This window comes from Micromonospora sp. CNZ299, from assembly GCF_002754415.1.
The window spans coordinates 6,643,147-6,665,736 of the sequence record NZ_PEFG01000001.1; the positions used below are offsets into that span (position 1 = coordinate 6,643,147).

General features: G+C 72.2%; 20 protein-coding genes and 1 pseudogene. All 21 read right to left on the bottom strand.

From position 1 onward, the window contains the following. Nucleotide 1 precedes the first annotated feature (1 nt). Nucleotides 2-946 (bottom strand): RluA family pseudouridine synthase, encoded by a 945-nt coding sequence (locus tag CLT68_RS29950; RefSeq protein ID WP_099856004.1) that lies wholly within the window; start codon nucleotides 944-946, stop codon nucleotides 2-4. Continuing rightward, nucleotides 943-1,557 carry a signal peptidase II gene (gene lspA / locus CLT68_RS29955; RefSeq protein WP_088949366.1) on the bottom strand — a complete coding sequence of 205 codons (615 nt, stop codon included), beginning with the start codon at nucleotides 1,555-1,557 and terminating at the stop codon, nucleotides 943-945. The genes CLT68_RS29950 and lspA overlap by 4 nt, the downstream gene beginning before the upstream one ends. Nucleotides 1,558-1,622: 65 nt before the next feature. Then, nucleotides 1,623-2,042, bottom strand: a complete 420-nt coding sequence (locus CLT68_RS29960) for a TraR/DksA family transcriptional regulator (protein WP_088949367.1) — start codon at nucleotides 2,040-2,042, stop codon at nucleotides 1,623-1,625. Between the two features lie 228 nt (nucleotides 2,043-2,270). Next, nucleotides 2,271-3,770, bottom strand: a complete 1,500-nt coding sequence (locus CLT68_RS29965; RefSeq protein WP_099856006.1) for a potassium/proton antiporter — start codon at nucleotides 3,768-3,770, stop codon at nucleotides 2,271-2,273. 22 nt (nucleotides 3,771-3,792) lie between these two features. After that, on the bottom strand, nucleotides 3,793-4,098 hold the full coding sequence (locus CLT68_RS29970) for a DUF167 domain-containing protein (RefSeq protein ID WP_099856008.1): 306 nt from the start codon (nucleotides 4,096-4,098) through the stop codon (nucleotides 3,793-3,795). Nucleotides 4,099-4,108: 10 nt separating this feature from the next. Continuing rightward, a complete protein-coding gene (locus CLT68_RS29975; RefSeq protein WP_486482469.1) occupies nucleotides 4,109-4,738 on the bottom strand; it encodes a hypothetical protein in 630 nt (209 codons plus the stop codon). A gap of 242 nt (nucleotides 4,739-4,980) precedes the next feature. Next, complete coding sequence (locus CLT68_RS29980; RefSeq protein ID WP_088949371.1) at nucleotides 4,981-5,793, bottom strand: DivIVA domain-containing protein; 813 nt, start codon at nucleotides 5,791-5,793, stop codon at nucleotides 4,981-4,983. A gap of 44 nt (nucleotides 5,794-5,837) precedes the next feature. Beyond that, on the bottom strand, nucleotides 5,838-6,143 hold the full coding sequence (locus CLT68_RS29985) for a YggT family protein (RefSeq protein WP_088949372.1): 306 nt from the start codon (nucleotides 6,141-6,143) through the stop codon (nucleotides 5,838-5,840). Between the two features lie 30 nt (nucleotides 6,144-6,173). After that, a complete protein-coding gene (locus tag CLT68_RS29990; RefSeq protein WP_088949373.1) occupies nucleotides 6,174-6,866 on the bottom strand; it encodes a cell division protein SepF in 693 nt (230 codons plus the stop codon). Between the two features lie 190 nt (nucleotides 6,867-7,056). After that, on the bottom strand, nucleotides 7,057-7,800 hold the full coding sequence (locus tag CLT68_RS29995) for a YggS family pyridoxal phosphate-dependent enzyme (RefSeq protein ID WP_099856011.1): 744 nt from the start codon (nucleotides 7,798-7,800) through the stop codon (nucleotides 7,057-7,059). Nucleotides 7,801-7,809: 9 nt separating this feature from the next. Beyond that, nucleotides 7,810-8,925 carry a cell division protein FtsZ gene (ftsZ, locus tag CLT68_RS30000; protein ID WP_099856013.1) on the bottom strand — a complete coding sequence of 372 codons (1,116 nt, stop codon included), beginning with the start codon at nucleotides 8,923-8,925 and terminating at the stop codon, nucleotides 7,810-7,812. A 245-nt stretch (nucleotides 8,926-9,170) separates the two neighbouring features. Continuing rightward, on the bottom strand, nucleotides 9,171-9,989 hold the full coding sequence (locus CLT68_RS30005; RefSeq protein ID WP_088949376.1) for a cell division protein FtsQ/DivIB: 819 nt from the start codon (nucleotides 9,987-9,989) through the stop codon (nucleotides 9,171-9,173). After that, entirely contained in the window at nucleotides 9,986-11,551 is a 1,566-nt protein-coding gene (murC, locus tag CLT68_RS30010) for a UDP-N-acetylmuramate--L-alanine ligase (RefSeq protein ID WP_099856014.1), read from the bottom strand. The genes CLT68_RS30005 and murC overlap by 4 nt, the downstream gene beginning before the upstream one ends. Further along, a complete protein-coding gene (gene murG / locus CLT68_RS30015; RefSeq protein WP_099856017.1) occupies nucleotides 11,548-12,654 on the bottom strand; it encodes an undecaprenyldiphospho-muramoylpentapeptide beta-N-acetylglucosaminyltransferase in 1,107 nt (368 codons plus the stop codon). Before murG ends, murC begins: the two co-directional genes overlap by 4 nt. Continuing rightward, nucleotides 12,654-14,084 carry an FtsW/RodA/SpoVE family cell cycle protein gene (locus tag CLT68_RS30020; protein ID WP_374223699.1) on the bottom strand — a complete coding sequence of 477 codons (1,431 nt, stop codon included), beginning with the start codon at nucleotides 14,082-14,084 and terminating at the stop codon, nucleotides 12,654-12,656. Before CLT68_RS30020 ends, murG begins: the two co-directional genes overlap by 1 nt. A gap of 327 nt (nucleotides 14,085-14,411) precedes the next feature. Further along, nucleotides 14,412-15,536 carry a phospho-N-acetylmuramoyl-pentapeptide-transferase gene (gene mraY, locus CLT68_RS30025; protein ID WP_099856021.1) on the bottom strand — a complete coding sequence of 375 codons (1,125 nt, stop codon included), beginning with the start codon at nucleotides 15,534-15,536 and terminating at the stop codon, nucleotides 14,412-14,414. Further along, complete coding sequence (locus CLT68_RS30030) at nucleotides 15,533-16,930, bottom strand: UDP-N-acetylmuramoyl-tripeptide--D-alanyl-D-alanine ligase (RefSeq protein WP_099856023.1); 1,398 nt, start codon at nucleotides 16,928-16,930, stop codon at nucleotides 15,533-15,535. Before CLT68_RS30030 ends, mraY begins: the two co-directional genes overlap by 4 nt. After that, nucleotides 16,927-18,489 carry a UDP-N-acetylmuramoyl-L-alanyl-D-glutamate--2,6-diaminopimelate ligase gene (locus CLT68_RS30035; RefSeq protein ID WP_099856026.1) on the bottom strand — a complete coding sequence of 521 codons (1,563 nt, stop codon included), beginning with the start codon at nucleotides 18,487-18,489 and terminating at the stop codon, nucleotides 16,927-16,929. Before CLT68_RS30035 ends, CLT68_RS30030 begins: the two co-directional genes overlap by 4 nt. A 52-nt stretch (nucleotides 18,490-18,541) precedes the next feature. Beyond that, nucleotides 18,542-20,749, bottom strand: a complete 2,208-nt coding sequence (locus CLT68_RS30040; RefSeq protein ID WP_099856028.1) for a peptidoglycan D,D-transpeptidase FtsI family protein — start codon at nucleotides 20,747-20,749, stop codon at nucleotides 18,542-18,544. A gap of 3 nt (nucleotides 20,750-20,752) precedes the next feature. Further along, the gene (gene ftsL / locus CLT68_RS30045) at nucleotides 20,753-21,358 is read right to left on the bottom strand and encodes a cell division protein FtsL (protein ID WP_099856030.1); all 606 of its coding nucleotides are present in this window, start codon (nucleotides 21,356-21,358) and stop codon (nucleotides 20,753-20,755) included. Then, nucleotides 21,348-22,457: pseudogene (gene rsmH, locus CLT68_RS30050) on the bottom strand (16S rRNA (cytosine(1402)-N(4))-methyltransferase RsmH). The gene ftsL and the pseudogene rsmH overlap by 11 nt, the downstream one beginning before the upstream one ends. Between the last annotated feature and the right edge of the window lie 133 nt (nucleotides 22,458-22,590).

The window sequence follows — 22,590 nt, forward strand, 5'->3', positions numbered from 1 at the left end:
CTCAGTCACGCAGGATCTGAAGCGCACGGTCCAGGTCGTCAGGGTAGTCGCTGACGAACCGGACCTCGTCCCCCGTTCGGGGGTGCAGGAAGCTCAGTTCGCGGGCGTGCAGCCACTGTCGGGCCAGGCCGAGACGGGCCGAGAGGGTGGGGTCGGCACCATAGGTGAGGTCACCCACGCAGGGGTGCCGCAGGGTGGAGAAGTGCACCCGGATCTGGTGGGTCCGGCCGGTCTCCAGTCGAACGTCGACCAGGCTGGCCGCCGGGAACGCCTCAATGGTGTCGTAGTGGGTGATGCTCGGCTTGCCGCCGGACACCACCGCCCAGCGGTAGTCGTGGGTGGGGTGACGGTCGATCGGCGCGTCCACGGTCCCGCGCAGCGGGTCCAGGTGACCCTGCACCACCGCGTGGTAGCCCTTGTCCACCTCGCGGTACTTGAAGGCCCGCTTCAACGCCGTGTACGCCTGCTCGCTCTTGGCGACCGCCATGATCCCGGTGGTGCCCACGTCGAGCCGGTGCACCACGCCCTGTCGCTCGGCGGCGCCACTGGTGGAGATGCGGTGCCCGATCGCGGCGAGGGCGCCGATCACGGTCGGGCCGGTCCATCCGGGGCTGGGGTGCGCGGCCACGCCCACCGGCTTGTCGACCACCACGATGTCATCGTCGGCGTAGACCACCCGCAGGCCGGGCACCGCCTGCGGCACCACTGTCGGCGGTGCGACCGGGGCCGGCAGCGTGACGTCCAGCCAGGAGCCGGCCTTGACCTTGTGCGAGTTGGGTCGGGCGGCGCCGTCGACGAGCGCGTCCCCGGCATCCACCAGGGCCGCGGCGGAGGTGCGGGAGAGCCCGAACAGGCGGGACACCGCCTGGTCCAGTCGCATGCCGTCGAGGCCGTCCGGCACCGGGAGGGAACGGTGGTCGCCGCCAGCGGCGAAGGCGGAGGTCATGCCCGCTCCTTCTGGTCGGCGCCCTGGGTGGCGTCCGTTTCGGCCGGGGCGTCGTCGCGTCCGGCCCGCCGGCCGTCCCGCTGGCGGCCGGTCAGTTCCAACAGGACCGCCAGCAGCACACCGCAGACCAGCGAGCTGTCCGCCAGGTTGAACACCGGCCAGACCTGGCCGTACGGGTCGAAGAGGCTGATCATGTCGACCACGTGCCCGTGGAAGGGCGAGGGCGCCCGGAAGATCCGGTCGACGAGGTTGCCCAGCGCACCACCCAGCACCAGGCCCAGGGAGATCGCCCAGGGCAGCGAGCGGAGTCGCAGCGCCATCCAGACGATCCAGCCGACCACACCGATCGTGATCAGCGGGAAGATCCAGGTGTGGTCAGCGCCGATGCTCCAGGCCGCACCGCTGTTGCGGGTCAGGCTCAGGTAGACGAATCCGCCGAGCAGCCGGACCGGCTCCCGGTCGGTCAGCGCGGCCAGCGCGAGGTGCTTCGTGACCAGGTCGGCCAGCAGGGCCACGAGGGCGACTCCGGCAAGGATCGCGACGGCCCGGGGCCGGCGTGTGCCGCCTCCCGGGTCGGTGCGGCCGGGCTCGGCGGACGGTACTGCGGTCATGCGCTCCCCATCGAGGTGTCTCGGCGGTGATCGCTCACCGTCTCATCGCCGCCGGGGAACGGACCTCAGCGCCGCTCCTCCAGCTGCTTGCACGTCACACACTGGGTGGCCGACGGGAAGGCGGCGAGGCGCTCGACCGGGATCGGGTTGCCGCACCGCTCGCACCAGCCGTAACCACCCTCGTCGAGGCGCTCCAGAGCGCGCTCGACCTGCGTGATCCGTTCCAGAATGCTGTTGGCGAGAGAGATCTCCTGCTCCCGCTCGAGCGTCTTGGTGCCCGTGTCGGCCTGGTCGTCCCCGGCCGAGTCGGTCAGCCGGTCGCGCTGCAGCTCGGTGATCTCACTCAGCGTCTGATCGTACTCGGCGCGAAGCTCGTCCCGCCGCGCCGCCAGCGCCGCCCGGATCTTCTCGGTCTCCGCCGTGCTCCGGGTGGGCTTGGTCACCGGCTTGCGCCCGGCGGTCCTGGTGTCGGCTGGCTTCGCCATGGGTCGCTCCCTCGGCCGGGGAGCCGCGTGGTCCGCGGCATCCTGGTTCGGGGGGCGCCGACCAAGGCGTCCCCTAATGTACGAAAAGGGGCGCACGGCAATGATGGCCGCGCACTCCGGAGGTTGGCAAGAATACGGAACGTACAGGCGTCCGACAACGTGCCGCACCGTCGCTCCGCTAAACAGCCCCTAGCCCTGCCTAACTGGGGCAAAGGGAACGCTAGCAGATCAATCGACTGCCTCATCCCCGTACTCACCAAACCACCGGGCCAGGCGACCGCGCCGGCTGACCGCCCGCAGTCGGCGCTCCGCGGCATCCCGCACCCCCGCAGTCGCCACGATCAACAAGCTGTCGCCGGTCTTCAGGCGGGTGTCCGGTGCGGGCACGAAACCCACCCCGTCGCGCAGCACCAGCGTGACCGATGCGCCCAACGGGAGCCGCAGCTCGTCGACGTGCACACCGGCCAGCCGCGAGCCCGGCGGCACCTCCAACTGGAGCAGGTCCGCCCGCATCCGCTCCAGCGGCGCCGTCTCCACATGGATCTCAGCCGCCTCGGCCGGCGCTGTCACCCGCAACCACCGCGCGAACGGCCCGAGCGCCCCGGCCTGCACCAGCGTGAAGATCACCACCAGCACGAAGACCACGTCGAAGAGACGCTCCGCACCGGGCACCCGCTCGGAGAGCGGAATGGTGGCCAGCACGATCGGCACCGCCCCGCGCAGCCCCGCCCAGGACAGGAACGCCTGTTCGCGGAGGCTGACACGGAACGGCAGCGCCGAGACGGCCACCGACAACGGCCGGGCCAGCAGCACCAGGGCCAGTCCCGCGACCACCGCGGGCAGCACGGCCGCGTCCAGCCGACCCGGCGAGGCCAGCAACCCGAGCAGCACGAACAGCCCGATCTGGGCGAGCCACGCGAGCCCGTCCGCGAAACCGAGGATCGCCTGCCGGTGTGACAACCGGGCGTTGCCCAGCAGCACCCCGGCCACGTAGACGGCGAGGAACCCCGAGGCATGCAGCACCGCCCCGGCCGCGTACGCCAGCACGGTGATGCCCACCGCGGCGATCGGGTAGAGCCCGGCCGAGGGCAACGCGGCCCGGCGCAGCGCCCAGCTGCCGGCGACGCCCGCGCCCACACCCACCGCCGCACCCACACCCAGCTCGTAACAGACCAACCCGACCTCGTACCACCACGGGTGCGCCCAGCCCTCGTGGGACAGCAGCACCACCAGCAGCACCACCGGGGCGTCGTTCATGCCCGACTCGGCCTCCAGCGTCGCCACCAGCCGGGGCGGCAGCCGCAGCCGACGCAGGGTGGCGAAGACAGCCGCCGCGTCGGTGGACGAGAGCACCGCGCCATAGAGCAGCGCCAACCGCCAGTCCAACCCCAACAGCAGGTGTACGGCGACACCGACCACCACGATGCTGACGATCACGCCGACAGTGGAGAGCGCGGAGGCCAGCCCGAGCACCGGACGCAGGGTGGTCCACCGGGCGGTGAGGCCGCCCTCGGCGATGATCACGATGAGGGCGCAGAAGCCGAGGGTCCGGGTCAGCTCGACGTCCTCGAAGCCGATGCCCAGCCCGCCCTCGCCGATCGCCACGCCCAGCGCCAGGTAGACGAGGAGGCTGGGCACGCCGAGCCGGGTGGAGAGCCGCACCGCGCCGACGGCGACCAGCAGCACGGCCGCACCGAGCAGCAGCGCGATGTCCAATCCGGGCGTCACAGCAGCCTGGCCTGGGCGTTCCTCACTCGGCGGATCCGTCGCGCAGTCGGCGCAGCAGCTCGGACAGCTCCGGGCCGGGCCGATCGACGAGGAAGAGTTTGTCGCGGCTCGCCGCGCCGACCCGCAGTGACACCGCGGCCGGCCGGAGGCCCAGGGCGGCGGCCAACGCCTTGCGGGCCGCCTCGGTCGCCCGACCGTCGACTGCCGGGTCGTGCACCGCGATCACGAGGGCAGGCCCGTGTGGACCATCGAAGCGGCCACCCACCCGTGCACGGGAGGCGCCCGGCTTCACCCGTACCGCCACGGTGAGCGTCTCCTGCGCGGGCACTGGCGCCGCTTCAGATCGGCCGGGCGTCGGCGAGCAGGGCGGTGGCTGGCGCACAGTGCGCGCAGGGCGTGAAACCGAGCTCGACGGCCTCGGCGACCGGCAGCACCTCGGGCGTCCGGCCAACGAGGTGCGGGCAGCTGGCGAGGTGGTAGCGGGGGTGACCGTCGACCACCTGGACGGCATCGGGAAGTCGCGCCACCCGGGCCGCCTCGGCGGGAGTGACCGGCTGCTCGGCCGGCTCGTCGGCCGTCGGGGCACCGTCGAGGAAGGCGTCGTCGGTCGACGCCGCGAACGGCGACGCCGGGCTGACGGGCCGGGTGGGAGCGGACACGTCGTCGGCCGGGGTCACGAACGGCGAGCCCGGATCGAACGGCGGCGCATCATCGAGCGGCGGCACATCGTCGACGCGCGGATCGAACTGCGGCGCATCATCGACGCGCCTGTCGAACGGCGGCGCATGGTCGGCCGGCGGCTCGGGTGGTTGCCGCCACCCGGTGCCGCCGGTACCAACCGTCGTGGGCACGTGCTGAACCGGCACCTCCGGCTCGACCAGCGGCGGCCCGTACGCGACACCCGTGGCCTGGCGGGCCGTGCGGGGTGCGTCGGGCGGTCGCCGGCCGGACCGACCGGGATCCGCCATGGCGCGGTTGGCGGCTGCCTGGCGGGCGCCCACCACCAACGCCACGGCGGCCAGCAGACTGGCCGCGATGGAGATGATCAACATGAAGCTGGAGCCACTGGCCAGACCGAGCACCAGTAGGACCACCGCGACGAGGATGAGCAGAAGACTTGCGACTATCACGGCTCACCCCCGCCGCGTCGTACCGTCCAGGCTGGGCCGGCGATCGTCACCATTGGCGGGAAACGATCGCCGGCCGGTGCTCAGCGTCCGGCTTCGAGGGCGCCGGAGCGCCCGCCGCCGCCGTACGAACCGGCGAGGCCCGCAGCGGCCAGCCCGTTGCCGCCGGCAACCCGGCCTGCCTCGGAGCGGGTCATCTCGGCTTCGAGGCCCTGGCCACGACCGTCGAGGTCACGCAGCTGGCTCTCCAGGTAGGCCTTGAGCCGGGTGCGGTACTCGCGCTCGAACTGCTTGAGCTCCTCGATGTGCTTCTGCAGCGCCGTGCGCTTGGCGTCCAGGCCGCCCATGGCCTCCTGGTGCCGCTGGCGGGCGTCCCGCTCAAGGGCGTCAGCCTTCGCGCGCGCCTCCCGGGTCACCTCCTCGGCCTTGCCACGGGCCTCGGACAGCAGCTGGTCGGCCTCGCGACGAGCGTCGGACACGTGGTCGTCGGCGGTGCGCTGGGCCATCATCAGCACGCGCAGGGCCTGCTGCTCACCGTCACCGGTGACGCCGCCGCCAGCCGGGCCGCCGGTCGCACGGACCTGCTCGAGCTCGGCCTGCATCGCGCGGGCGGCCTGCTCGGCCGCCGACTTGTCGCGCTGCACCCGGTCCAGTTGGGCCTTGACGTCGTTGAGCTCCGCCGCCAGTCGGGCGTCGCCGCCGGGGCCTGCGGGGGCACCGCCACGGCCGCCGCGCTCCACCTGGGCGCGCAGCTCGTTGTTTTCCTCGATGAGACGGGCGAGCTCGCGCTCGACCTCGTCAAGGAAGGCGTCGACCTCCTCCTCGTCATACCCCCGTTTGCCGATCGGCGGCTTTTTGAAGGCGACGTTGTGGACGTCGGCCGGGGTCAGCGGCATCGAAACTCCTCGGGTCAGTTGCGGCCGCGAAAGCGCGTCGGTCATCAGGCAGATGCCCTGATCGACGGCCCTAACACGAACTCCATCAGCACGAACAGGATAACCAGGAGCACAAGGGAGGCCAGGTCGATGCTCACGGTACCAATTCGCAGCGGAGGGATCACACGCCTCAACGCGTTGAGAGGGGGATCAGTGACGCTCCACACGGATTCCAATCCTGCCGATGCTCCACGCCCCGGTTGCCAGCGACGGCCGTACTGCAGGACGGCGCTCAACACGAACCGGGACAAGAGGAGGAGCAGGAAGACATAAAGGACCAGGTACAACACTTGCAGTAAGATCGACAACACGGTCAGCGACGTCCCTCGGGTCGGGCGGGGTCAACTCAGACTGAAAAAACCGCCCTCAGCGATCTTGGCCTTGTCCTCAGCGGTGACCTGGACATTAGCCGGTGAGAGCAGGAACACCCGATTGGTCACGCGCTCGATCGTACCGCGCAGGCCGAACGCCAGACCGGCGGCGAAGTCCACCAGACGGCGGGCATCGGCCTCATCCATCTCGGTGAGATTGATGATCACCGGAACCCCGTCGCGGAAGTGCTCACCGATCGTGCGCGCCTCGCGGTAAGTGGTCGGGTGCAGCGTGGTGATCTGGTAGCGCTGCTCCTCCTCGGGCAACGCCCGCTCACGCGACGCGACCTGCGGCGCGAGCGCCAGATTGTCGCGGGTGTGGTAGGTCAGCGCGCCGGAGGTCTCACCAGCCGACGACCGGGTGATCGACCGTACGCTGGCCCGCTCGGCCCGCTCCGGACGCTCGTTGTCACCACGCTCGGACTCGCTCAACCGCCCGCTCGCCCGCTCGGAGAGTCGACCCCGCTCACTGACCCGCGGCCGGGGAGCCGGTGGCTCCTCGGTGTCGTCCTCGTCCTCGTCGGCGAACTCCTCGGCGTACCGGCTCTGCCGGTAACGCGAGTCGCGGTAGCCACCCTTGTCGTAGCCACCGTCGTCGTAGGCCCGCTCGTCGTCTTCTTCGACCAGACCGAGCCAGACCCCCGCCTTGCGCAGTGCACCCATCCCGCGCCCTTCCGTCCGCCGTGCGGCACGCGCCCCCGTGCCATGTCGCCCGTCGCGAATGGACAACAATGCCCATCGGACCGGGGCGGCAATCCCCTGGCGCGCGATTCGCGTCGCGCGCCACGACCCCCGACTAGGGGACGCCACCCCTGAAACAACACTGATGTAATTTGCATGTCTCGCGGTCAGGCTACCGCAGCGTGGGACGCATTCCGAGCAACGCGCTGCCGACGCGGACATGTGTCGCGCCGTATCGGATCGCGATGTCGAAATCTCCGCTCATTCCCGCGGACAGCTCGGTCGCTCCCGGATGGACCGTCCGAAACACGCCGGCAACCTCCGCGAGTTGAGCGAAGGCCCGGTCCGGCTCCCAACCCAGCGGAGCCACCGCCATGAGACCGACCAGACGCAGCCCGGGCGCGTCGGCCACCGCCTCGGCCACCGGTTCCAGCCCGGCGCCCGGGTCGGCCGAACCAGGCAGTGCGCCACCCCGGGCCGCGTCGCCGTCGATGCTCACCTGGACCATGACGTCCAGTGGCACCTCCCGGTCGGCGGCGGCGTTGGCCAACGCCCGGGCCAGCCGGACACTGTCGACGGACTGCACCACGTCGGCGTACCGGACCACCGAGCGGGCCTTGTTGCGCTGGAGTTGACCGATGAAGTGCCAGCGGGGGCGCACCCCGGACGCGGCCACCTCGGCGGCCTTACCGGCTGCCTCCTGGTCGCGGTTCTCCCCCATGTCGGTGACCCCGAGCCCGGCCAGCGCCAACACGTCGCTGGCCGGGTAGGTCTTCGTCACCGCGATCATCGTGACGTCGGCGCGGTCCCGGCCGGCCTGCACGCAGGCGTCGGCGATCCGGGACCGGACCTGAGCCAGACCGGCCGCGATCTCGGCATGCCGGTCCGGCCCTACCGTGGCTGAGCTGTCGGTCATCGGCGGTGCTCAGGACCCGTTCTTGAGGAAATCGGGAACGTCCACGTCGTCGAAGAGCACTCGGCGCGGCGACTGGGCCGGAGCCGGGTTGGTCGTCGGCGCCGGCACCGGGGTGCTCTGCGCCGCCGGCTGGTTGGTGTTGGTCTTGCGGGTGGGCTCGGCCGCCTTGTACGCGGGCGTGCCGCCGTCGAAGCCCGCCGCGATGACCGTGACCCGCACCTCGTCACCGAGCGCGTCGTCGATGACCGCGCCGAAGATGATGTTGGCGTCCGGGTGGGCGGCGTCGGTGACCAGCTGGGCCGCGTCGTTGATCTCGAACAGGCCCAGGTCGGAACCGCCGGCGATGGAGAGCAGCACGCCGCGCGCGCCGTCCATGCTCTGCTCCAGCAGCGGGCTGGAGATGGCCGCCTCGGCCGCCTCGACCGCACGGTTCTCGCCGCGGGCGCTGCCGATGCCCATCAACGCGCTGCCGGCGCCGCTCATCACGCTCTTGACGTCGGCGAAGTCCAGGTTGATCAGACCCGGGGTCGTGATCAGGTCGGTGATGCCCTGCACACCGGAGAGCAGCACCTGGTCGGCCGTGCGGAAGGCATCCATCATGCTGATGTTGCGGTCACCCAGGGCCAGCAGCCGGTCGTTCGGGATCACGATCAGCGTGTCGCACTGGTTGCGGAGTTCGTCTATTCCGGTTTCGGCCTGCACCTGACGGCGCTTGCCCTCGAAGGAGAACGGCCGGGTCACCACGCCGATGGTCAGCGCACCGAGCTTGCGGGCGATGTTGGCCACCACGGGCGCACCACCGGTGCCGGTGCCGCCACCCTCACCGCAGGTCACGAAGACCATGTCGGCGCCCTTGAGCACCTCCTCGATCTCGTCGCGGTGGTCCTCGGCGGCGTTCTTGCCGACGTCCGGGTTGGCCCCGGCCCCCAGGCCACGGGTCAGCTCCCGGCCGACGTCGAGCTTGACGTCGGCGTCACTCATCAGCAGCGCCTGGGCATCGGTGTTGATCGCGATGAACTCGACGCCCTTGAGCCCAACCTCGATCATCCGGTTGACGGCGTTGACGCCGCCTCCCCCGATGCCGACGACCTTGATGACCGCCAGGTAGTTGTGCGGAGGTGTCATCTCCGGTCCTTTCCTTCGAGATTGGCTTCGGCCGACCGGGTACGGCGTGGCCAGACCAGCGGCCGACGACAGCTGTCACCAGCGAGAGTCAGGAGTGAACCCTCACCCTCTACTAGAGGCTTACAGTTATGTCAACCACTGAACCTCTTCGGGGCAACGTAAGCGCCACCACGCGATGAGCCAAGGACCCGCCCGGCGTGTCGCCGGCCGGAGCGCGACAGGTCACGCCTTGACGCGCTCGCCGGTCAGCGGAAGGTCACCACGTCCGGGGCACTCACGTCGATCCGATCGGTGTCCTCGTCGAGCAGCGCGGTGGCCACCCGGGCCTTGTCCGCGCCCCGGGTCGCGTCGCCCCAGACCACCGTCCGGTCTCCGCGCAGCCGCAGGGTGATCCGGGCCAACCCCTCCACGCTCACGTCCACCACCTCGGCGCGCAACTGCGGGGTCAGGGCGACGAGCACCTCCAGCCCGGCCCGCGTGCCCGGGTCGTCGGCGGCCGGTCGGGCCACCGTCACCTGCGGCATCCCGGCGGGGCGTTGGTCCACCGTCCGGAACGCCACCCCACTGCGGTCGATCAGGGCGTACGCCTCCCCCTGCGGCACCGCCGCCACCGGAGTCCGCTCGGTCACCCGCACCACCAGCGTGCCGGGCCAGTCGCGGGACACGGTGGCCCGCTCCACCGGCGCCAGCGCGCCGACCCGGCGGGCGGCGGCCGCCAGGTCCACCCGGGCCAGCGGCACCCCGTCCGGTACGGCGACCGCGTCGTGCACCTGCACCGGGGTGACCAGATCGGCTCCCTCCACGCGCACCTCCCGCACACCGAACAGCCCGGTGCCCAGGACCGTCCAGGCGACCAGCCCGGCCAGCGCGAGCACCCCGGCGGCCACCGCCCAGGGCAGCGCCGCGCGCATGCGACGCTGCCGGGCACGGGCCATGAACCGGCGGGTCGAGGGCGGTACCGCGTCGCGGCTCGCCCGGACCAGCTGCCAACGCCGCGCCGGACCGCGACGCGGGGCGCCGCCGTCGGCGGCGCGGGTCCGCCCTCGGGCCGGGCCGGGACTCATCCGGCCGTGGGCGCCGTGCCGCCGGGCGCGACGGTGCCACCGAGGGCCGCTCCGTCGCCACCGGCCGTGGCGCCACCCGACACCGGATCACCGATCACCGGGGCGGTGGCCACCGGGTCGACGGTCGCGGTCGGCGCGGAGCCGTTCGCACGCGCCCCCAGGGCGGCGAGCAGTTCGTCGCCCATCAGCGAGATCGGCGGGGCGCCCATGGTCACCACGACGTCCCCCGGGCGGGCCCGGCGGGCCACCTCGACCGGCGCCGCCTCCCACGAGTCGACGAAGACCTTGCGGTCGGCGGGCAGCCCCACCGCCGCGATCAGCGCCGCCGAGCCCTCGCCGGGCTGGCGCAGCTCGCCCGGCCCGAAGACCTCCAGCAGCACCACCTCGTCGGCGATGGCCAGCGCCTCGGCGATCTCCGCCTGGTTGTCGCGGGTGCGGTACAGCCGGTAGGGCTGGAAGACGACGATCAGCCGCCCGTCGCCGGCCACCTCGCGCAGGGTCTGCATGGCGAGGGTCATCGAGGTCGGGTGGTAGGCGTACTCGTCGTAGACCAGCACGCCGTCCGCGACGCCCTTGCGTTCGAAGCGCCGCCGCACTCCGGGGAACACCGCCAGCGCGGCCTCGGCCGCCTCCAGCGGCAGTTTCAGCAGGTACGCGGCCAGCACCGCGGAGGCGCTGTTCAGCCCCATGTGCCGCCCCGGCACCGGCAACCGGAACTCGCCGAGCGACCGGCCGTCGATCGCGGCCAGATAGCGCACCCCACGCGCCGAGGAGACGATCTCGGTCAGCCGCAGGTCGGCGTCGGCCGCCTCGCCGTAGGTGAACACCTGCCGGCCCTCGGCGCGCAGGCTCTCGGCCAGCCGCCGACCGCCCGGGTCGTCGGCGCAGGTGATGATGAACCCGTCCGGGTCGGTGAGGCGGGCGAACTCCACGAACGCCGCCTCCAGCGTCGCGTAGTCGCCGTAGGTGTTGAGGTGGTCCGCCTCGACGTTCGTGATGATCGAGACGTACGGGCGGTAGATGAGGAACGAGCGGTCGCTCTCGTCCGCCTCGACCACGAAGTGCTCGCCGGTGCCGTGGTGGGCGCCCGAGCCGACCTCGGAGATCTCGCCGCCGATCACGAAGGACGGGTCCACACCGGCCTGCTGGAGCACCATCGTCACCATCGAGGTGGTGGTGGTCTTGCCGTGCGTGCCGGCGACCGCCACCGCCCGGCGGCCGGTCATCGCCGCGGCCAGGGCCTCCGACCGGTGCAGCACCCGCAGGCCGCGTCGACGCGCCTCGACCAGCTCCAGGTGGTCGGAGGGAATGGCCGACGAGTAGACGACGGTGTCAACGCCGTCGAGGTTGGTCGCCTCGTGGCTGAGGTAGATGGTGCCGCCGAGCGCCCGCAGGCCCGCCAGCGACGGCCACTCCCGCAGGTCGCTGCCGGAGACCCGGATGCCGCGGGTGAGCAGCAGCCGGGCCACGCCGAGCATGCCCACCCCGCCCACCCCGATCAGGTGGACGGCGCCCAGGTCCTCCGCGGTGAGCGTGCCGGCCGGGGTGAACTGCGCGGTCATCGGGCCACCGCCTGGATGACGAAGGAGCGCAGGGCCTCGTCGCCGTCGCGTCGGCCGTACGCCCCCGCTGCCGCGCCCATCGCGTACAACCGCTGCGGGTCGCGGATCAGGGGGATGACGGTGCGCTCCAGCCAGGCCGGGGTGAGCTCCGCGTCGTCGACCAGGAGCCCGCCGCCGGCCTCCACCACGGGCAGCGCGTTGCGCCGCTGCTCCTGGTTGCTGTGCGGGTACGGCACGTAGATCGTCGGCAGCCCGATCGCGGCAACCTCGGCGACGGTCATCGCCCCGCCCCGGGCCAGCATCAGGTCGGCGGCGGCGTAGCCCAGCTCCATCTCGGACAGGTACGGCAGCGTCACGTACGGCACCGGCAGGTCGGTGGGGATCGGCACCGGCTCGTTGCGGGCGCCCATCACGTGCAGCACCTGCACGCCGTTGCGGGCCAGCTCCTTGGCCGCCCCGGAGACCGCCAGGTTGATCGACCGGGCGCCGGACGAGCCGCCGGAGACGAAGAGCACCGGCAGGTCCGGGCGGAGCCCGAAGTGGGCGCGGGCGGCGTCGCGAAGCGCGTACCGGTCCAGTGCGGCGATGGTGCGGCGCAGCGGGACCCCGACCACTGTGGCGTCGCGCAGCGACTCGGCCTGGCTCGGCTGGTGCGGGAAGCCGACGGCGACGTTCTTGGTGAACTTCATACCCAGCTTGTTGGCCACACCCGGTGGCACGTTCACCTCGTGGATCACCATGGGCATCTCGCGACGCCAGGCGGCCAGGTAGGCCGGCACCGAGACGTACCCGCCGAAGCCGACGACCACGTCGGCCTGTACCTCGTCGATCACCTTGCCCGCGGCGCGCGCCGCGGTCCACATCCGGCCCGGGGTACGGACCAGGTTCATGTTGACCGACCGGGGCAGTTGGTACGCCGGGATCTGCCGCAGGTCGTAGCCCTGCGGCGGGATCAGGTCGTTCTCCATGCCGCGTGGTGTGCCGAGGCAGGTGATCCGGACGCCCGGGTCGTGTCGGCGCAGGCAGTCGGCGAAGGCGAGCAGCGGGTAGACGTGCCCCCCGGTGCCACCTCCCGCGAGCACCACCGAACGCAGCGGACCCATCAGCGTCTCCTTTCGCTCGCCGTACCCCCGCGGTTGCGGTCCTGGCGGACCCCGCGCGGCGCGGCCTGGTCGTCATGGCGCCGCTCGCGGGACCGGGGTATGGACCCTCGGCCAGCGGGCGGCGTCGCCGGTCGGCGACGCCGGCCGGGAAGCGGCGGCAACGGGGCCCAGAGTAGTCGGACCCACCGGGCCGGCGGACGGGCATGCAGTGCTCGGGCCGCATCGGGTTCGGCGCGGGCGAAGGAGGCCAGCATGCCGATGCCCGCCAACGTCACCACCAGGGCACTTCCGCCGTCGGAGATGAACGGCAGCGGCAGACCGGTGATCGGCAGCAGCCCGACCACCCCACCAATGTTGATCACGGCCTGGCTGACCAGCCAGGTGGTCACGGCGGTGGCGGCGAGCCGGCGGAACGGGTCGTCGACCCGGCGGGCGATCCGGAACCCGGTGTACGCGAGGACCGCGAACAGGCTCAGCACCACGACGCACCCGATCACGCCCAACTCCTCGGCGATGATCGCGAAGATGAAGTCGTTGTGCGCCTCGGGCAGCCAGTCCCACTTCAGGCTGCCCTTGCCCAGCCCGACACCGAACCAGCCGCCGTGCTCGATGGCCAGCCGACCCTGGTAGAACTGGAGACAGCCGTCGAGTTTGCAGGTCTCCGGGTCGGGCGGGTTGAAGAACATGGCCAGCCGGGCGAAGCGGTAATTGTCCTCGCCCCGCTCGCCGGAGCCGGCGCCCAGCGATGCCACCGCGACGAGCAGGCCCACGCCGAGCAGGCCCACCACGGTCAGCGCGCCGAAGACCCGCATGCGGACGCCGGCGGCCCAGAGTAGACCCACCACCAGGGCCAGCAGGCAGAGCATCGTGCCCGTGTCGTTGTAGCCGACCAGGACGAAGAGCAGACCCATCACCGGGAAGAGCGGGGTGGCCAGCTCGCGCCACCAGCCCAGCGCGGCGCCCTTGCGGGCGATCAGGTGCGCACCCCACAACACCAGCGCGAACTTGGCCAGCTCGGAGGGCTGCACCTGGATCCCGCCGACGAAGAGCCAGTTCAGTCGCGCCTCGATCGGCCCGAACCCGGCCGACTTCTGCTTGGTGAGCCGGGCGTAGGCGACCAGCAGGTTGAGCACCAGCAGCAGCCCGATCGAGGTGAACAGCAGCGGTCGGCCCAGCGAGCGGTACGTGCTGGCGGGCAGGCGCTGGCAGACCCAGAACGCCCCGATGCCGATCACCGCGAAGATCGCCTGCTTGGTCACCGAGGCCGAGGCGTTGCCGTCCTCGGCGTAGTCCTTCACGCTGGTCGCCGAGAAGACCATGGTCAGCCCGATCAGCAGCAGCAGGCCGGCGCTGGACAGCAGCAGGTAGTAGGAGGCCAGCGGTCGCGCCAGCAGACCGCGCAGCGCGGCGAGCCCGCCGGCCCCGTCCAACCCGCGCAGTGGCACGGGTGGTGGCGGGTCCGCTGCCCGCGGTGCCGCACCCGGTTCCGGGCCGCGCGCGTCGTCGGGCGGCGCGCCCGCCGCAGCGGTACGCGTCGCGCCCGGTGACCGTCGCGGCCGACCGGCTGTCCTGTCGTCGGTGCCTGAGTCCTCCCCCACCCCGACATCATCACCGCTGGACGCGCCGGGCACGCCCACAACGACGCACCGGGCGTGTCGAACTCCCGCGCCGGCCGTTCACGCACCAACCGCCCGAACGGAACCCGCGCGGAGCGGGCCGTCCGGGCGGCCGGAGAGTGCGGGGATCGCGAGGGCCGATCAGGTCATGTTGGCGAGGAACTCGCTGTAGAACAGGCCCAGGGCGATGGCCACGCCGATGCCCGCGATGATCCAGAAGCGCACCACGATGTTGACCTCACTCCAGCCGGCCAACTCGAAGTGGTGCTGCAGGGGCGACATCCGGAACACCCGTTTACCGGTGGTCTTGAAGGAGATGATCTGGATCACCACGGACATCGTGATGATCACGAAGAGCCCACCGATGATCGGCAGCAGCAGGATGGTGCGGGTGGACATCGCCATGCCGGCGATCAGACCGCCCAGCCCCAGCGCCCCGGTGTCGCCCATGAAGATCCGTGCTGGGGACGTGTTCCACCAGAGGAAGCCCACACAGGCCCCCGCCGCCGCCCCGGCGATCAGCGCGATCTCCAAGGGGTCGCGCACGGCGTAGCAGTAGTCCTGCGTGTAGTTCGGGTCGGCGCACCAGTGCCGGTACTGCCAGAACGCGATCAACGCGTACGCGGCGAGCACCATCACCGAGGCGCCGGTGGCCAGACCGTCGAGGCCGTCGGTGAGGTTGACGCCGTTCGTCGCGGCCATCACCACGAAGATGAAGATGATCACCGCGCCGACCTTGCTGACCTCCAGGGCATCGATGTCCCGGATGAAGCTCAGCGTGGTGCTGCCCACCGTCTCGGTGTTGGTCGCCAGGCCCGAGCCGTCGGTCATCGTGCTCGGGAACCACAGCGCGATCACGCCGAAGACCGCGCCGACCAGGATCTGGCCGAGCAACTTGCCGCGCTTGTTCAGCCCGGCGCTGTTGCGCTTGCGCACCTTGAGGAAGTCGTCGAGGAAACCCACAGCACCGGAGAAGACCATCAGCCCCAGCAGCACCAACGCCGTGATGGTCGGCTCCACCTGGGCGATCTGCTGGTCCGGCAGGCTGGTCAGGGCCAGGTGCCCGGCCACGTACGCGATCACCGTGGCCAGGATGAAGACCACGCCGCCCATCGTGGGCGTGCCCTTCTTTCCCTGGTGCATGGCCGGGCCGTCGGACCGGATCGGCTGACCGGCCTTGAGCCGGGTGAACAACTTGATCGCGATCGGGGTGCCGAACAGCGAGACGAGGAAGGCGACCCCGACGGCGACGATGACGGCCCTCATCGGGTTGGCTCCCCACCGGCGTCGGCGCGCAGGGCGTCGGCCACCTCCCAGGTCCGGTACCGGGAACCCTTGACCAGGACGACATCACCCGGTCGTAGCTCGCTCCGCAGCACCTCGACGGCCGCCGCCTGATCGGTGAGCAGCACCGACTCTCCTCCCCAGTTCGCTACCGCTGTCGCGCCTTCGTGGATCGGCGCTGCCGGCTCACCCACCACGAGCAGCCGGTCGACGCCCAGCTCGGCCGCGAGTTGGCCGACCTCGGCGTGGCCGTCGCGCTCGAACGGGCCCAGCTCGGCCATGTAACCGAGCACCGCGACGGTACGCCGCCCCTGACCGATACTGGCCAGCGCCCGTACCGCCACCGCCATCGAGGCCGGGTTGGCGTTGTACGAGTCGTCGATCACGGTCACCCCGTCGGGGCGGTCGAAGACGTCCATCCGACGGGTCGAGACCAGCCCCAGCTCGCCGAGGGCCGTGGCCAGCTCGGCCAGCGGCATGCCCAGCTCCCGCGCGACCGCCGCCGCGGCGAGCGTGTTGCCGACCTGGTGACGGCCGGTCAGCCCGAGCCGCACCGGCGCGCGCCCCTCCGGGGTGACCAACGTGTACGACGGGTGCCCCCGCTCGTCCAGCGTGACGTCCTCGGCGCGCACGTCGGCGTCCGGCGCCTCGCCGTAGCGGACCACCCGGGCCCCGGTGCGACCCGCCATCGCGTCCACCCGCGGGTCGTCGGCGTTCAGCACCGCCAGCCCGTCCGCCGGCAGAGCCTCGACCAGCTCTCCCTTGGCCTGGGCGATGGCGTCCTGCGAGCCGAACTCGCCGATGTGCGACGTGCCGACGTTGAGCACCACCGAGATCCGGGGCGGCACCAGCTCACACAGGTACCGCACGTGCCCGATCCCCCGCGCGCCCTTCTCCATCACCAGGTAGCGGGTGTCCGGCCCGGCCCGCAGCGCGGTGTACGGGTGGCCCAGCTCGTTGTTGAACGAACCGGGCGGCGCCACGGTGGCCCCGAGCCGGGCGGTGAGCTGACCGATCAGGTCCTTCGTGGTGGTCTTGCCGGAGGAGCCGGTCACCCCGATCACGGTGAGCTCCGGCAGCCGGTCCACCGCGGCACGGGCCAGCCGGCCCATCGCGGTCAGGGCGTCGTCCACCAGCACCATCGGCACCCCGGGCACCGCACGGCTGCCGAGCACCGCCACCGCGCCGGCCTGGATCGCCGTCGCCGCGTAGTCGTGCCCGTCGACCTTCTCACCGGGGAAGGCCACGAAGAGCGAACCGGGCCCCACCTTGCGGGAGTCGAACTCCACCGAACCGGTCACTGTGGCGGCGGGATCGGCGGCCTCCAGCCGGCCGTCGACCGCCGCGGCCACCTCGGCCAGGCTCAGCGTGATCACCGCTGGCCCGCCAGGTCCCCGAAGCGGGCCCGCAGCGCCTCGGCCAGCTCGATGCTGTCGTCGAACGGAAGCACCTGGCCCGCCACCTCCTGGCCGCGTTCGTGGCCCTTGCCGAGCAGCGCGATCACGTCGCCCGGCTCGGCCAACCGCACCGCCTCGTCGATCGCGGCGCGGCGGCCGGCCACCTCGATGATCCGGGCGGCCGTTCCAGCCCGGTACGCGCCGGCGAGCACCTCGGCGCGGATCTCCGCCGGGTCCTCGGTACGCGGGTTGTCGTCGGTCACCAGCACCAGGTCGGCTCCCTCCGCCGCAGCCGCGCCCATCACCGGCCGCTTGCCCCGGTCCCGGTCACCGCCGGCGCCGATCACACAGATCAGGCGTCCGGCGCTCAACTCGCGCAGCGCGGCCAGCGCCGCCACGATCGCGTCCGACTTGTGCGCGTAGTCGACAACGCCGCGCACCGGCGCGGCGACGTCGACCAGCTCCAGCCGGCCCGGCACGCCACCGCAGGCGGCCACCCCGGCCGCAGCGGTCGTCGGGTCCACCCCGGCACCGACCAGCGCGGCGATGGCCAGCAGCGCGTTCGCCACGTTGTGCCGGCCGGGCAGTGCCACCCCGGCGTCCAGGACCACGCCGTCCGGGCCGTGCGCGGTGAACCGCTGCGCGTACCCCTCGCCGCCCACGCCGTCGGCCCACCAGCTCGCGCCCTGGTCGCCGGCCGCCGAGTAGGTGACGGTGGCCGGCTTGTACAGCGGCTTCAGGGCCGGGTCGTCGTGGTTGAGCACCTCGACCGCGCACCGCCCGTCGAAGAGCTGGGCCTTGGCCGCGAAGTAGTCGTCGCTGTCGGCGTGGAAGTCCAGATGGTCGGAGCCGAAGTTGGTGTAGCCGCCGACGGCGAACCGGACGCCGCCCACGCGACCCATGGCCAGTGCGTGGCTGGAGACCTCCATGACCACCGCGGTGACCCCCCGCTCGCGCGCGGTGGCCAGCATGGCGTGCAGGTCGGTCGCCTCCGGAGTGGTGCGCACACTGTCGATCACCAGGTCACCGAGCCGGGTCTCGACCGTGCCGATCAACCCCGTGGTGTGGCCGGCCGCCCGCAGCCCCGACTCGATCAGGTACGCGGTGGAGGTCTTCCCGGCGGTGCCGGTCACCCCGATCACTGTGAGACCGGCGGTCGGGTCGCCGTACACGGCCGAGGCCAGCTCGCCGAGCACGGCACGCGGGTCGGGCACCACCAGGACGGGCAGCCCGCTGCCCGCGGCCAGCTCCGCGCCCGCCGGGTCGGTCAGCAGTGCCACGGCACCCGCCTCGGCGGCGCCGGCGGCGAACTCCGCGCCGTGCCGGCGAGCGCCGGGCAACGCCGCGTACAGGTCGCCGGGATGCACCTCCTGGCTGGCGTGGGTGGCCCCGGTGACGACCACCTCGGCGGCGTCCGCCGGAAGGTCGACGGCGAGTCGGACGGCGAGATCGCCGAGCCGGACTCCGGTCACGGTACGTGGACGTGGATTGCCGGGCACGGCGTCAGACCCTACCCCGTCGTCCGGTTCCGGCCGCACAGCCGCCCCGGTGGTTCGTCGGCACTCAACGATGATGTCCCGCCATTGCTGCTCAGCGCGGATAGACCACGAACTTGGGTGCGGAACCACCGGTTGACGGTGGTACGCGGTAGTGACGCAGCGTGAACTGCATCATGTCGCGGAACGCCGGGCCGGCGATCGCCGCGCCCCCACCACCGGGCGCGTACGCGAAGACCGCGATCACGTACCGGGGGTTCTCGGCGGGGGCCATGCCGATGAACGAGGACACCTCGCCGGGCTGCTTCTTGCCGTCCACCAGTCGCCACCCGGTGCCGGTCTTGCCGGCGACCCGGTAACCGGGGACGGCGGCGGCCAGGCCGGTGGCGCGGTCGACGGTGGTGACCGCCTCCAGCATGGTGCGCAGGGCCGCCGCGTTCTGCGGGCTGAGCACCGAGCGGGTCACCGGTGCCGGCGCGGGGGTGCGCTTGCCGTCCGGGCCGATCACCTCCTTGACCAGGTGCGGCTGCACGTACGTGCCGTTGTTGGCGATGGCGGCGTACGCGGCGGCCATCTGCAACGGCGTGGCGTCGACGCTGTGCCCGATCGGCACCGACCCCTCCGACGAGTCGCTCCACTCGTCGGCCGGCAGCAGGCGTCCGCTGGCCTCCCCCGGCATTCCCTCGCCGGTGGGCTTACCCAGCCCGAACCGCTTCTGGTAGTCGATCAACCGGTCCTTGCCGAGCTGGTCGGCGATCGTGATGGTGCCGACGTTCGACGAGTAGGCGAGCATCCCCGGCACGCTCATCTTCTTGCCGTCGGCGGGATGGGTGTCGGAGAACCAGGTGTCGCCCTTCTTGATGCTGTTGGCGATGGGCAGCGCCGTGTCCGGCGTGATCACACCCTCCTGCAACGCCGCGCCGAAGGTGATCGCCTTGTGGATCGAGCCGGGGTCGACGACGAAACTGGTCGCCGCGTCCTCCCGGGCGACCGGGTCGCTCGGGAACGGCTTCGCCGCGCTGTAGGTGGGATTGCTGGCCTGGGCGAGCACCGCGCCGGAGGGGATCTCGATGATCACGGCCACGCCGGTGCCGCCGCGCTGCTGGGCCATGCCCGCGCTGAGGATCTGCTGCGTACGGAACTGCAGGTCACGGTCGATGGTGAGGGTCAGTGAGCTGCCCGGCTTGGCGGGAGTGGTCTGGCTGTAGCCGCCAGGGATCGGCGCCGCGAGGTCACCGAGGCCGGCCTCGTACACCCGCTTGCCGTCCTGCCCGGCGAGCACGTCGTCGTAGCGTGCCTCCAACCCTTCCAGGCCGGCCATGTCCTGACTGGTGAAGCCGATCAGGTTGGCCGCCAGGTCACCGCCGGGCACGTCACGGCTCTCGTCGCGGTGCACCCCGATGCCGGGAAGCTCCAGCGCCTGCACCCGCTTGGCGGTCGGGATCTCCACACCCCGGGCCAGGTAGGCGAACGTGGACAACTTGCCGTTCTCCAGCCTGCGGGGCTTCATCAGCTCGACCAGCTTCGACGCCGGGATGCCGAGGACCGGGGAGAGCGCCTTCGCGGTGCCGGGCGGGTCCTTCACCTCGGTCGGGTCGGCGAAGACGTAGCGGGCCTCGACACTGCGGGCCAGGGGCGCGCCGGTACTGTCGTAGATCGCGCCCCGCGGCGCCGGCAGCTCGACAGTGCGCAGGCGGTCGGCGATGCCGCCCCCGGCGTACGCCGGAGCGTCGACCGCCTGGAGGAAGATCAGCCGGATCCCGATGACGGCGAACAGCGTCAGGGCGAGCGCGGTGCCCAGCCGCAGGCGCAGTCGCGACTCGGCCAGCTTCGGCGGGCGCGGTGGCTTGCGGGACGGCCGGCGGGCCGCCGGTCGGTCGGTGCGCCGCGGCGCGCGTGGCGTTGTCCGGCGGCGTGGCGGCGGCTCGTCGACGCCCGGGGCACGCGGGGTTCGCGGCGAGACGGTGCGCACGACGCCGCCGCGTCCAGCGGCCGGAGCGTCGCGCCGGCCGGCCCGGGCGGCGGCCCGGCCGCCGTCGAGCACCTGCAACGCCGGCCGGAACGGGTCGCCGGAACGGGTGCTGCGCGGCGTACGCCGCTGCTCGGCGCCCCCGCTGCGCGTCGGCGTGGCGCGCTCCTCGCGAACGGTTCGACCCCTCGGGGTGTACGCGCGAGCCCCGGAGATGCCCCCGATGCCTGGTTCACCGGTGCGGGACTCCCCGTCGACGGGACCGGCGTCACGCGAAGAACCGCGCCGGGCCCCCGTGGGGTCCCGGCGCGGCTCGTCCGACCTTGGTGGCACTGGTCAGCCTCCCGCACCCTGGCTGGTCACCGACGGCTTGCCGGTCGCCGGCTGCGGCACGCCGATGGTCTTGCCGTCCGGCAGCCGGATGTAACCCGGCTCGCCGGCGTCCACCAGACCCAGCCGCCGCGCCTCGGCGGTCAGGTTGCCCGGCGCCTCGGCCTCGGCGATCTGCTTGTCCAGTTGCTGCTTCTCCAGGTCCAGTCGAGCCTGCTGCTGCTGCAACCGCTCCAACCGGAACGCGTTCTCATTGATCTTGGTGTTGACCGCCAGGATGCCCAGCACCCCGCCGACCACCAGCAGCACGATCAGCGCCGCGAACGGCGCGCGCGGCACCGACACCGGCGGTGGCGGCGCCACCCGCAGCCGAGGCGGACGGGCAGCGGTGGCGCTGGCGGCCTTCTCGACCGGCCGCAGCGCGGCGGTGCCCTGAGTCGGGAACTCGCGCGCCCCCCGGGCGCGAGTCTCCCCCTGCCGATTCGTTCGATCGATGCGTGGCGTACCGTTTCCGAGGCGCGGAGCCCGCTCCGCCGCGGTCCGGCCCCCCGACCGCGGTGCGCGCTGCTCGCCGCCGGTGACGTCCCGGCGGCCGCGCTTGTCAATGTTCATGTCCCTCCCCCTCAACGTCCGTCCCTCTGCCGTCCCGGTGCCCCTGACCCCCCACGGATCAGGCGGACCCCGTGCCCGGTTGGTGCATTCCCTTCACCCGTCGGCGAGACCGTTCGCGGTCGGTCCGCCCAAGCTCTGTCGCGTTCGGGTCGAGTCGTTCCGCAGCCCGCAGCCGCACCGAGGCGGCGCGCGGGTTAGCGGCGACCTCCGCCTCCCCGGGCAGTTCGGCGCCCCGGCTGAGCAGCCGGAACGTCGGACCGGACCCGGGAAGTTCGACCGGGAGGTCGACCGGGCCCGTGTTGCGGACCCGGTCCGCGAGCGCCGCCTTGGTGAGCCTGTCCTCCAGCGAGTGGTAGGACAGGACCACCATGCGACCGCCCACGGTCAGTGCGTCGAGCGCGGATGGCAACGCTGTCTCCAGCGCTGCCAGCTCTTTGTTTACCTCGATCCGTAAAGCCTGAAACGTTCTCTTTGCCGGGTGTCCGCCCGTTCGTCGGGCCGGCGCCGGGATGGAGTCCCGGACCAGCTCCGCAAGCAGCGCGGACGAGGTGATCCGGGCGCGTTCCCGCTCCCGGATGATCGCCGAGGCGATCCGGCCGGCGAACTTCTCCTCGCCGTAGACCCGCAGCACCCGGGCCAGGTCCGGATGCCCGTAGGTGTTGACCACCTCCTCGGCGGTCACCCCCCGGGTCTGGTCCATCCGCATGTCCAGTGGCGCGTCCTGGGCGTACGCGAACCCGCGGTCGGGCGCGTCCAACTGCAACGACGAGACACCCAGGTCGAACAGGATCCCGTCGATGCCCGGATAGCCCAGCCGGTCGAGCACGTCCGGCAGCTCGTCGTAGACGGCGTGCTCCAGGTGCACCCGATCGGCGAACCGGGCCAGTCGGACCCGCGCGTGGGCGAGCGCCTCGGTGTCCCGGTCGAGCCCGATCAGGACCGTCTCCGGGTGCGCCTCCAGCACCGCCTCCGCGTGCCCGGCCAGGCCGAGCGTCGCGTCGACGTAGATCGTCCGGCCGCCTCGACCCAGCGCGGGGGCCAGCAGCTCGAGACACCGCTCGAGCAGCACCGGCACGTGCGTGCCGCGCAACTCCCCCATGATGACCCCCACTGGTTGAAACGTCCGTTCTCTTCGTGCGCCTGTCGTCGGACGGCGCTGCCGTCGTACCGCCAGATCCCCATCCGCTCCCGCCGGACACCGGACCGTCGCCCGATGACTGGATCGTGCGCCT

Excerpts from the sequence above, each read along its gene's own strand:
- mraY (WP_099856021.1), bottom strand. The coding sequence starts at position 15,536 with ATGAGGGCCGTCATCGTCGCCGTCGGGGTCGCCTTCCTCGTCTCGCTG.
- CLT68_RS29975 (WP_486482469.1), bottom strand. The coding sequence starts at position 4,738 with ATGGCGGATCCCGGTCGGTCCGGCCGGCGACCGCCCGACGCACCCCGC.
- CLT68_RS29995 (WP_099856011.1), bottom strand. The coding sequence starts at position 7,800 with ATGACCGACAGCTCAGCCACGGTAGGGCCGGACCGGCATGCCGAGATC.
- murG (WP_099856017.1), bottom strand. The coding sequence starts at position 12,654 with ATGGGTCCGCTGCGTTCGGTGGTGCTCGCGGGAGGTGGCACCGGGGGG.
- CLT68_RS29980 (WP_088949371.1), bottom strand. The coding sequence starts at position 5,793 with ATGCCGCTGACCCCGGCCGACGTCCACAACGTCGCCTTCAAAAAGCCG.
- lspA (WP_088949366.1), bottom strand. The coding sequence starts at position 1,557 with ATGACCGCAGTACCGTCCGCCGAGCCCGGCCGCACCGACCCGGGAGGC.
- ftsL (WP_099856030.1), bottom strand. The coding sequence starts at position 21,358 with ATGAACATTGACAAGCGCGGCCGCCGGGACGTCACCGGCGGCGAGCAG.
- CLT68_RS29990 (WP_088949373.1), bottom strand. The coding sequence starts at position 6,866 with ATGGGTGCACTGCGCAAGGCGGGGGTCTGGCTCGGTCTGGTCGAAGAA.
- ftsZ (WP_099856013.1), bottom strand. The coding sequence starts at position 8,925 with ATGACACCTCCGCACAACTACCTGGCGGTCATCAAGGTCGTCGGCATC.
- CLT68_RS29950 (WP_099856004.1), bottom strand. The coding sequence starts at position 946 with ATGACCTCCGCCTTCGCCGCTGGCGGCGACCACCGTTCCCTCCCGGTG.
- CLT68_RS30005 (WP_088949376.1), bottom strand. The coding sequence starts at position 9,989 with ATGAGTCCCGGCCCGGCCCGAGGGCGGACCCGCGCCGCCGACGGCGGC.
- murC (WP_099856014.1), bottom strand. The coding sequence starts at position 11,551 with ATGACCGCGCAGTTCACCCCGGCCGGCACGCTCACCGCGGAGGACCTG.
- CLT68_RS29960 (WP_088949367.1), bottom strand. The coding sequence starts at position 2,042 with ATGGCGAAGCCAGCCGACACCAGGACCGCCGGGCGCAAGCCGGTGACC.